This is a genomic window from Wolbachia endosymbiont of Drosophila leontia (assembly GCF_028981785.1).
In the GTDB taxonomy this organism is placed as follows: Bacteria; Pseudomonadota; Alphaproteobacteria; order Rickettsiales; family Anaplasmataceae; genus Wolbachia; species Wolbachia pipientis.
Map to the genome: position 1 here is coordinate 2,071 of NZ_JAPQLK010000143.1, position 9,807 is coordinate 11,877.

9 protein-coding genes are annotated in these 9,807 nt (G+C 35.5%); 4 read left to right on the forward strand and 5 right to left on the reverse strand.

Annotation, left to right across the window (positions count from 1 at the left end):
• The first annotated feature begins 463 nt into the window (after window positions 1–463).
• The 3 genes from OZD63_RS05405 (at window position 464) to lepB (ending at window position 4,276) form a co-directional block, all read left to right on the forward strand.
• Window positions 464–1,489, forward strand: coding sequence for an extracellular solute-binding protein (locus OZD63_RS05405; protein ID WP_274980128.1), 1,026 nt, complete (start codon window positions 464–466; stop codon window positions 1,487–1,489).
• A 203-nt stretch (window positions 1,490–1,692) separates the two neighbouring features.
• A complete protein-coding gene (locus OZD63_RS05410; RefSeq protein WP_274980129.1) occupies window positions 1,693–2,580 on the forward strand; it encodes an aspartate carbamoyltransferase catalytic subunit in 888 nt (295 codons plus the stop codon).
• 949 nt (window positions 2,581–3,529) lie between these two features.
• On the forward strand, window positions 3,530–4,276 hold the full coding sequence (gene lepB / locus OZD63_RS05415) for a signal peptidase I (RefSeq protein ID WP_274980134.1): 747 nt from the start codon (window positions 3,530–3,532) through the stop codon (window positions 4,274–4,276).
• Window positions 4,277–4,282: 6 nt separating this feature from the next.
• Here lepB and hscA read toward each other — a convergent pair whose 3' ends face one another.
• From hscA to iscU, 4 genes are read right to left on the reverse strand one after another with little or no spacing between them, the layout of a single operon-like run.
• The gene (gene hscA, locus OZD63_RS05420) at window positions 4,283–6,031 is read right to left on the reverse strand and encodes a Fe-S protein assembly chaperone HscA (protein ID WP_275008317.1); all 1,749 of its coding nucleotides are present in this window, start codon (window positions 6,029–6,031) and stop codon (window positions 4,283–4,285) included.
• Window positions 6,009–6,461 (reverse strand): iron-sulfur cluster co-chaperone HscB C-terminal domain-containing protein, encoded by a 453-nt coding sequence (locus tag OZD63_RS05425; protein ID WP_274980131.1) that lies wholly within the window; start codon window positions 6,459–6,461, stop codon window positions 6,009–6,011. The genes hscA and OZD63_RS05425 overlap by 23 nt, the downstream gene beginning before the upstream one ends.
• Window positions 6,454–6,858: a HesB/IscA family protein gene (locus OZD63_RS05430; protein WP_275008319.1), complete on the reverse strand. Its 405-nt coding sequence runs from the start codon at window positions 6,856–6,858 to the stop codon at window positions 6,454–6,456. Before OZD63_RS05430 ends, OZD63_RS05425 begins: the two co-directional genes overlap by 8 nt.
• 5 nt (window positions 6,859–6,863) lie before the next feature.
• Entirely contained in the window at window positions 6,864–7,247 is a 384-nt protein-coding gene (gene iscU / locus OZD63_RS05435) for a Fe-S cluster assembly scaffold IscU (protein WP_007548853.1), read from the reverse strand.
• 188 nt (window positions 7,248–7,435) lie between these two features.
• Here iscU and ftsY point away from each other — a divergent pair, with 188 nt between their 5' ends.
• Window positions 7,436–8,347 (forward strand): signal recognition particle-docking protein FtsY, encoded by a 912-nt coding sequence (gene ftsY / locus OZD63_RS05440; RefSeq protein WP_264705222.1) that lies wholly within the window; start codon window positions 7,436–7,438, stop codon window positions 8,345–8,347.
• On the opposite strand, the gene radA is transcribed toward ftsY, so the two are convergent.
• A complete protein-coding gene (gene radA / locus OZD63_RS05445) occupies window positions 8,334–9,677 on the reverse strand; it encodes a DNA repair protein RadA (protein WP_275008321.1) in 1,344 nt (447 codons plus the stop codon). The genes ftsY and radA overlap by 14 nt on opposite strands.
• Window positions 9,678–9,807: the final 130 nt, after the last annotated feature.

Sequence of the window (9,807 nt, forward strand, 5' to 3'; positions counted from 1 at the left end):
GTTTACCACATTACCTCACTTTTGCTCTATGATTATCTTTTTAGATCACTTTGTCTACCTTATTCTACCATTCCGCTGAACGGATACAATTTACTAAACAGAAAAAAAGGCAAAAGAAGCCCTAGGGTAGCTAGTTATTCACTATCCATTTTTTAAGTTGGCGTTTTTTAATGTTTTAAATAGCGCATTTCAGCTTATATTAGGTAAAAACCTAGAAATTTTATAAAGACATAAGGTGCACATAATGCAAAAAATTAAGCATGACTTACGCCAAATACATTAAGTTTTTTGTCATTAATCCACTGCAGAGATTGCGAAGATAAATAAATAGCTTCAGTGTTACAATAAGGGGGCTGGCGAAGCTTGTCAAGGAAGTTTTTATGATTTATCTAACGAACTTTACACTTGCTAAAGTTGTACCATCTTGGTAACTTTAACTGAAAGAAGTTATTTTTTATCCAATATGAAAAAAGCCTTCATATTCACATCCTTAATAGCAATTATATTGATAGTTGTTACTTATTTATACAGAAACGACGGAGCTAATGACTCACAAGTGGTAAATGTTTATTCATCGCGCAAAGAAGAATTAGTACGTACTTTGTTTGATGAATTCACGAAAAATACAGGTATTAAAGTACGTTACATCATTGATGATTATTCTCAGCTACTTTCACGAATGGAAAACGGTGGTGAAGCCGACTTATTTTTGACTGCTGATGCAATCAACTTAATTCTAGCAAAAAAAAGAGGACTTTTATCTCAAGTAGATTCAGAGGTTTTAAAAAGTGTTATACCTGCAAGATTTAGAGACAGTGAAGATTATTGGTTTGGTCTTACAAAAAGAGCTAGGATATTGGTTTACAATAAAGAGTCAGTAGACCCTAAGGACTTAAGTACTTATGAAGATTTAGCAAATGAAAAATGGAAAGGAAAAATATTAGTGCGTTCTTCTACAAGTCCATATAACAGATCGTTAATTGCTTTTATGATTGCAAATAATGGTTTTGAAAAGACGAAAGAATGGGTAAGCGGAATTGTGAGCAATATGGCAAGAAAACCAAGTGGTGGTGATACTGATCAAATTTACGCCGTAGCAGCGGGTGAGGGAGATGTTGCAATAGTAAACAGCTACTACTTTGCGAGAATTCTTTCATCAGAAAATAAAAAGAATGTTGCAGACAAGCTGGGGGCTTTTTTTCCTAATCGCAACGATCACGGTGTAATGGTAAACATCAGTGGTGCAGCAGTAACAAAAAACGCAAAAAACAGGGAAAATGCTATAGTCTTATTGGAATTTTTAGTAAGCAAGCAGGCTCAAGAGTTATACGCTAAAAAAAACCAAGAATATCCTATTATTGAAGGCGTTGAAACTTCCGATATACTAAAATCTTGGGGAAATTATTCACAAAGTGATTTGCCTCTAAGTGAACTTGAGAAGCATCTTTTTGAGGCTGTTATGGTAGCAGATGAGTGTAAGTGGAAGTAATCCCCAGCGCCACTAAACATTGGGATGAAAGATTTATGCTAATATACCTTACTCTTGACTTGCTGAACTTTTTCTTCCTTCTAACTTAATTTTGACTTTACTATCTTTTTCAGTTCTTTCACCAAAACAATTGCTGCACAAGAAGTCTATTGAAAAAAGGTAATAAGAAAGTAGAATAGGTTCAAGTAGTTGAAAAGGAAACTATGAACAAGAGAAGGAATTTGTTAAACATCTCAGACCTTACAGTCGATGATGTAGAAAATATAACTAAGTTGGCCAACCAGTACCTTAAAAAAGAAGTTGCAAATAGTCATATCTTGGAAAATAAGACAGTAATAAATTTATTCTTTGAAGATTCAACGCGTACACTTGCGTCTTTTGAAATAGCAGCAAAAAGCCTTGGAGCAAATGTTGTAACTTTGCCAATAAGATCTTCTTCTATTAACAAGGGAGAAGATCTAAAAGACATGATCAAAACATTAAATGCAATGAATCCTGATTACATAATAATCAGGCATAAAAGTAGTGGTATCATTAATACACTGGCAAAGTATGTTAACTGCTTGCTAATCAATGCAGGCGATGGAAGTAGTGAACATCCAACTCAAGCTCTTGCAGACTATCTTGTAATCAGCAATCACAAAAAGCAAATAAAGGACCTCAAAGTTGTGATATGTGGAGATATTCTGCACAGCAGAGTTGCAAGGTCAAATATAAGGTTGCTAAAAATGTTTGGAGCAGAGATAAACTTGGTCGCACCACCAACTTTGATTTGTAAGCATTTTCCTGAAGTAGATTCAGTCCATTATTCATTAATTGAAGGTATAAAGGATGCTGACGTAATTATGCTTTTGAGATTGCAGAAAGAGCGCATGAATAATAGTTCTTCAGAGAAAGAATATTTTTATTTGTATGGACTTGATTCACAAAAGCTATCATACGCAAAACCAGATGCGATTGTTATGCACCCAGGGCCAATAAACAGAGGGATTGAGATTAGCAGCGATGTAGCAGATTGTGTTATTTTACAGCAAGTAGAATTTGGATTGGCAATACGTAAGGCAGTGTTGCACTACTATAGGCCTTGCTAATATTAAAAGATGCTACACAACTAATGCAAAAAGGGGGGGCATGAAATGACAAGGCTTGTAAATGGTTTGAGAGTGGCCATTAAGATGTTAAGGCCGAGGATATGGTGTGGAAGTTTTTACGAAAGCCTGAAGTCAATCAACAACCTTGCAGAACGGCAAATTAGACGGCTATCGTAAAAACAGCTTTTTCACCTGGTCGGAGCATGGAGAAAGATTTGTGGAAAGAATGTTGTCGATATTTTTGACATCACGTCTCAATGGCCAAAATCCCTTCCAAAAGTTACGACTGCTTAGTTCTTTATTCATTCTCACAATCCGTGAACGGTTACAACCTGGATTCCAGTGGGCTTTGTTGCATCGCTAGCTATGATGGATTAAAGATAAAAAAGATAGGGAATATCAGTAGCTTATTATTCTGGTATTTATAACAAGAACGGTCAATGAATACCTAAATTTGAGTAAAAGAAATTTCACTACCATTTACCAATCCGGCTAAAATTCAAGAATTTCAATGCTTTAGCTATTTTCAATAGAATTAAATTTATTAATATAAATAACAAATTACTATTCTTAAATTTGATCAGATTGATTGCAAAAAAACAAGATTTTCAATAGGTTGCTTATAATCCTAACTATAGTTAGCCTTTCATAAGTAGCGATGCAACAAAGCCATTCCAGTGTCAGCTACTTTTATAACACCATATTACCTTAACAAAAGCAAATGTTCGTACAGATGTGCATCAGCTACTTTCATCTGCCACCTGCAAATTGCAATGTTCGTACAGTTATGTGTCACGCTACTTGGATGACACCGTTGAAAGAAATGAACCGCCTTTTCAAAATTGTTTTGAATAGAGGAATAACATTCACAAGTAAAATTTCATATTACCATTTTTTAATTTATGTATTATAATAAGCTTAATCTATAGGAAAAACAAAGTTGGAAAAGTTGGAAGAACTAAGCAAAAACTGGGTGATAAGAACAGGAAGATTTTTATCTTCATTGTTTTTTTTACTGTTGATTGCGCTATCAATACGTAGTTTTTTATTCGAGCCATTTCATATACCTTCTGGTTCAATGAAAAGCACCCTACTTGAAGGGGATTACATTTTTACTAGTAAATATTCATACGGTTACAGTAAACACTCCTTTCCATTTTCTCCAAACATTTTTAGCGGCAGGATTTTTTATACCCCTCCAAAGCGTGGCGACATAGTAGTTTTCAGACCCACAAGAAATGACAGCATCAGGTTTGTTAAGCGAGTAATAGGAACACCAGGTGACAAAGTGCAAATGATAGAGGGAGAATTATACCTAAATGATCAGAAAGTAGAGCGAAGGCAAATTGAAAGTTTTTTTGATTATGAGTCAAATCGTAACATACCAAGATATATAGAAACGCTTTTAAGTGGCAAGGAACATGAGATTTTGGTAGATGACATTTCTAATAAGCTATCATATAACACTCCGGTTTATTATGTACCTAACGATCAATTTTTCGTTATGGGAGACAATAGAAATAATTCTTTAGATAGTAGGTTTCCTGAAGTTGGTTTTGTACCAATGGAAAATATCATTGGGCGTGTAAGCATAGTTGGTTTATCATTTAAATTAGGAAAGGTCGATTGGTTACCATTTAATTTCAGGTTACCTGTTGCTTTGAGATTAAATAGGGTATTGCACAAGGTTGTGTAAGCTTTTCTACCTATTTGTTAATTCACACAACTCTAAAGAAGAATTTTCTAACTCGGCGATAGTGTTGTTAATTTCATTCAAGTCATTGCCTTGTAAAGCGTTTTTTGCATTTTGTAATAGGTTTTTCAACTTTTGATCAGTGGAAAGGTTATTATTGTTTTCAACCAAGTGTATGAGTTTATTTCCATTAATTTTAGCGCCTGCAAGGGAACGAGCCTTCATATCCTCGTCAAAGCTGTTTATTGACTGGTCAACCATATTTTGAACATCAGCTTCACTCAAGCCAAAACTTGAATTTACTTTAACTGTCTGCTCAATTCCAGTAGTTTTTTCTCTTGCAGTAGCAGTCAAGATTCCGTCAACGTTAACTGTAAATTCTATTTCAACTCTTGCAGAACCTGCAGGCAGTGGCGGTATACCTTTTAGCTCAAACTGCGCTAGAGATTTGTTATCCTCTATCATTTCACGTTCTCCCTGACAAACATGAATTTTCATTGCTGTTTGCCCATCAATATAAGTTGTAAACTCTTTTGTTTCTGAAACTGGCAGTGGCGTATTTCTTGGTATGATTTTTTCAACTATGCCTCCCATAGTTTCTATGCCAAGTGATAAAGGTAGAACATCCAGGAGAATATTCCTATCTTTTGAGCCCGAAATTAAATCATGAGCCTGCAGAGCTGCCCCAATGGCAACTGCTTTATCTGGATCCACGTCATTTAGTACTTTATTTCCAAAGAGTTTGACTAGTGAATTTTGAACCAATGGTGTTCTAGTTGCACCACCAACTAAAATTACTCCTTTTATATCATCAATTTTAAGATCTATATCACTTATAGTACGAGTGACTATATTGATAGTCTTATTGACCAAAGAACTGATTGCCTGCTCGAATTCTTCTCTGGTAATTTCGCACTCAAATGGCTTGCCGTTAGCATTAAATTCGAAGATACCTATAGTGTGGTTGCTTAGGTACTCTTTCACAGAGCGTGATTCGATAAGTAAGGAATTTAGTTGCTTAGCCGTCTTTTCTCTATACTTATCAATCACAATTGAACTCAGCAAATGATCAAAATCATCACCGCCGAGTTTGGTGTCACCACCAACCGCAAGGACTTGAAACACTCCTTGATGCAATTTCAATATCGAAATATCAAATGTTCCACCACCAAGGTCATAAACTGCATATATTCCACTGTTATTGTTCTTTTCAATGGAGTAAGAAAGCGCTGCAGCGGTTGGCTCGTTAACGAGGCGAAGAACTTCTATTCCAGCTAATTTTGCTGCATATTTAGTTGCGTTACGTGCTGAATCGTCAAAGTAAGCTGGCACAGTAATCACTGCTTTTTTTACTTCCAGCCCCTTAGACTTTTTTACCCTCTCACATAAAGCTTTTAATACCTCAGCAGAAATCTCAATAGGAGTAAGATACTTTTCCTCTGCGCATTTTATTCTAATAACTTTTTCACTTTCGTTATCTATTTCAAAATAAACACCCATCTTGTTCAAATCTTTAACACTTTTACCCATTAAACGCTTTATTGAGTAGATTGCGTTTTGACCGACATCGTAGCCAGTTTTCAATGTATTATTTTCATATGAAAGAGCAGAAGGCAGTAGCTCTCTTCCCTGCTTATCTTTAAATATCTCCACATTGCCAGCTTTATTTACCATGGCAATTAAAGAATTGGTAGTACCAAGATCTATACCAAAAACTACTTCACTTGAATTTGGTTCAGAAATTTGAATTGGTTGCATTCTTTTTCACCTCCTCAAATGACTTATATAAATATTTCAATCTTAAGACCTGTGTAGCAGCTCCATCAAAATTCTTTACAGCAAAAGTGTTAATTAGGTTTTTAACGCAATCTTTTATTTTTTCATCAATCATCCTGCTTGCAAATTGTAGATCGTCGCAGTCTAGTAAGTACTCTCTTATTTCTATTGATTCATTTAATATTTCAGAATTCGGATGATCCTTTGCCACACCAAAAAGATTCAACAAATGCTCAGCACGTTTTAGCGGTGACTTTAGTATCTGATAAGCTCTGTTAATACTTTCCATGTTTTGGGACTGTCTTTCATTTATATCAGTCCTGCTTAGCTCGATATATTTTTTCTCTAACTCATCAAAACTGATATTGAAAGCTAGTTCGATTTCAAACAATGTAAAATAGTTGCTAGACATGAAAACTCTCTCCACAACCACATTTTCCTTTCTCATTAGAATTTTTGAAAACAAAACCCGATGAAAATTTTTCTTCTACATAATCCATTTCAGAGCCAAGAATAAACATGACGGACTTTGGATCGATCAACACTTTAACTTTTTGGCCATCACTACAGTTTTCCTCAATTATCGACTCTAAAGGACGAATATCATACGCATATTCAATGTCATATTTTAAACCAGAACATCCTTTTTGCTTAATTAGCACTCTTATTCCTATTGCTTCTTCAAGGTTAGTATGCTTTTTTTTGTCCAATAAATACCTTACCCTTTCCACTGCATTTGCAGTTATGGTGATAAGTTTTTTATTCTTTGTCACAGTTTCACCTCCGCCTACTTCTTGATATTCACTCATGCTTCTTAATTCTTTTGCTTACTTTGATAATCATGAATAGCAGCTTTTATAGCATCTTCAGCAAGTACCGAACAGTGTATCTTCACTGGAGGTAAAGACAACTCTTCCACTATTTGAGTATTCTTTATCTGTGTAACGTCACTGATGGTTCTTCCCTTTATCATCTCTGTTAACAAAGAACTTGAAGCAATGGCAGAACCGCAGCCAAAAGTTTTAAATTTTGCATCTTCAATAACACCTTTGTCATTGACCTTTATCTGCAGTTTCATTACATCACCGCACGATGGTGCACCAACTAGACCAGTGCCAACATTTGGATCATTTTTATCCAGAGAGCCAACATTCCTTGGATTTTCGTAATGATCTAATATTTTCTCATTATAACTCATAAAACTACCTGTGAACCACTACACTTATTATAACACATTTAAGTTAAAAACTAAAGTAAAATACACTAGTATCACGGGAATTTTACTTTCAGAATGCACGTAAAACGTCGTATTTAACTTTACAAATACACGTAGTGCGTGTCATTCTTTATATTGTAATTAAGTTTGAATTTTAAAAGGAGTATCCCTTGAGTTTGTTTAGTAACCTTTATAAAGGCTTGTTGAAAACTTCTTCTCGCTTTAGCGACGGGGTGAAAAGTATTTTTTCTGGCAAAAAAAAATTAGATCAGTCGCTTTTAGATGAGCTAGAAGAATTGCTAATTAGCATGGATATTGGTCATAAAACTTCTAAGTTGATTATCGATAGGCTCACAAGCATCAAGTTTGACAAGGAAGTTGAGTATAATATTATCACGCAGCAATTAGTGAATGAAATAGAAGCTATATTAAATCCAGTCGTGCAGCCGTTAGTTTTGGATAAAAAACCCCACATAATAATGGTATGCGGAGTAAACGGTAATGGTAAAACCACAACTATAGGTAAGCTCGCATATAAATATAAGGAGATGGGAAAGTCCGTTATGCTTGTTGCATGCGATACATTTAGAGCTGCTGCTAGTGAACAATTAAACATTTGGGCAGAACGCTCTGGTTGTTCTATCGTTACTGGAGAGTACGGTAGCGATTCTGCGAGTGTGGCATATAGAGCTGTAAGTCAAGCTATGAAAGATAGCGTTGATGTTGTTCTAATTGACACAGCAGGAAGGCTGCAAAATAATGTGAACCTTATGGAGGAATTATCAAAAATATATAGAACGATAAAGAAATTGGATGACACTGCCCCTCATGACGTTATTTTAGTTCTTGATGCAACTACCGGCCAAAATGCTTATAGCCAATTAGAAGCATTTAGCAAAATGGTTAATGTTACCGGGCTAATCGTAACAAAGTTAGATGGCACTGCTAAGGGCGGAGTGGTAATTGGACTTGCAGAAGCTTATAAGATAAAGTTACATGCTATAGGAATTGGCGAAAATATAGAGGACTTAAGGGAGTTTACTAGCAAAGAATTTGCTGAAGCGTTATTTAATTGTAATTAAAAATTTCTCTTAATTCCCTTACATGACCAAGCTTAATTATCTCAATATCGTGAGAAGAGTAATTACCATTTTTAGGCATAATTGCTTTTTTGAATCCTAACTTTTGTGCTTCTTTTAGTCTGAGATCAGCATGCGAGACATTCCTAATTTCTCCTGAAAGTGCAACTTCACCGCAGATTATTGAAGAAGTTGGCAGCGGTAAATTTACTACACTTGAAATAAGGGAAGCAGCAACAGCAAGATCAGCCGATGGTTCCTGTATTTTGAGTCCCCCTGCAATGTTTAGGTATACCTCTTTATCATGCAAAAACATTTTGCAACGAGCATTTAGCACTGCGATGATCATAGCCAATCTATTAATATCCCACCCAACTACTGCCCTTCTTGGGGTTGCCATATTAGTCCCTGCTATTAATGCTTGCACTTCCATTAAAATTGGTCTTGAACCTTCAATTCCTGCAAATACGGCGCTGCCAGCTACTTCTCTGTCATGGGCCATCAGAAACAATGATGATGGGTTATCAACAGGCACAAGTCCTGCTTCAGACATCTCAAAAACACCAATTTCATTTGCAGGGCCAAATCTATTTTTAATAGTACGTAAAATGCGGTATTGATTGCTATTTTCACCTTCAAAATATAATACCGTATCCACCATATGCTCCAAAGTTTTAGGTCCAGCTATTTGTCCATCCTTAGTTATATGACCAACCATTAAAAGAGAAATACCATATTGTTTCGCAAGAATGGTTAATTCATGTGCGCAAGTGCGGACCTGAGTTACAGTTCCTGGTGCTGATGTAATTCTGCTATCATACATTGTTTGTATAGAGTCAATTACTAAAAATTTAATACTTTTATTTTCCTTTATTGTTGCTACTACATCAGTTAAAGACACTGTAGATAAAAGCTTAATTTTAGGTTCATTTATCTTAAGACGCTTTGCTCTGAGACTCACTTGCTCTAAAGATTCCTCGCCAGATACATAAAGACATTCAAAAGAGGAAAGTTGCACAACATTAGCTGCAATTCTGAGCAAAAGGGTGGATTTCCCAATTCCAGGTTCGCCACCAATTAAAATGCTAGCACCTTGAACGATACCCCCACCAAAAACTCTATCTAATTCTCCTATTCCTGTTAAAAAACGACTTGGAGTGATAATTTCGCTACCCGATAACGTCTTTATTAAAATTGGTGCAGATATACTTCTTTTGCCCGTTTTTACTGCTATTTCCTCAACAATTGTATCCCAATTGTCACATGCAATGCACTTCCCTACCCACCTACCAGTGCTGTGACCACAGGATTGACATACATATACAGTTTTCATCAAAGCCAAAATTATTTTGTTGTAATTGTAATAAAAATTAGCTGAATATGCGAAGTAAATCTATAGCTAACCCAAGAAAGGGTTCCCTACCCCTACAACAACATTGCAAGCATTGATTTTTCTCCATATG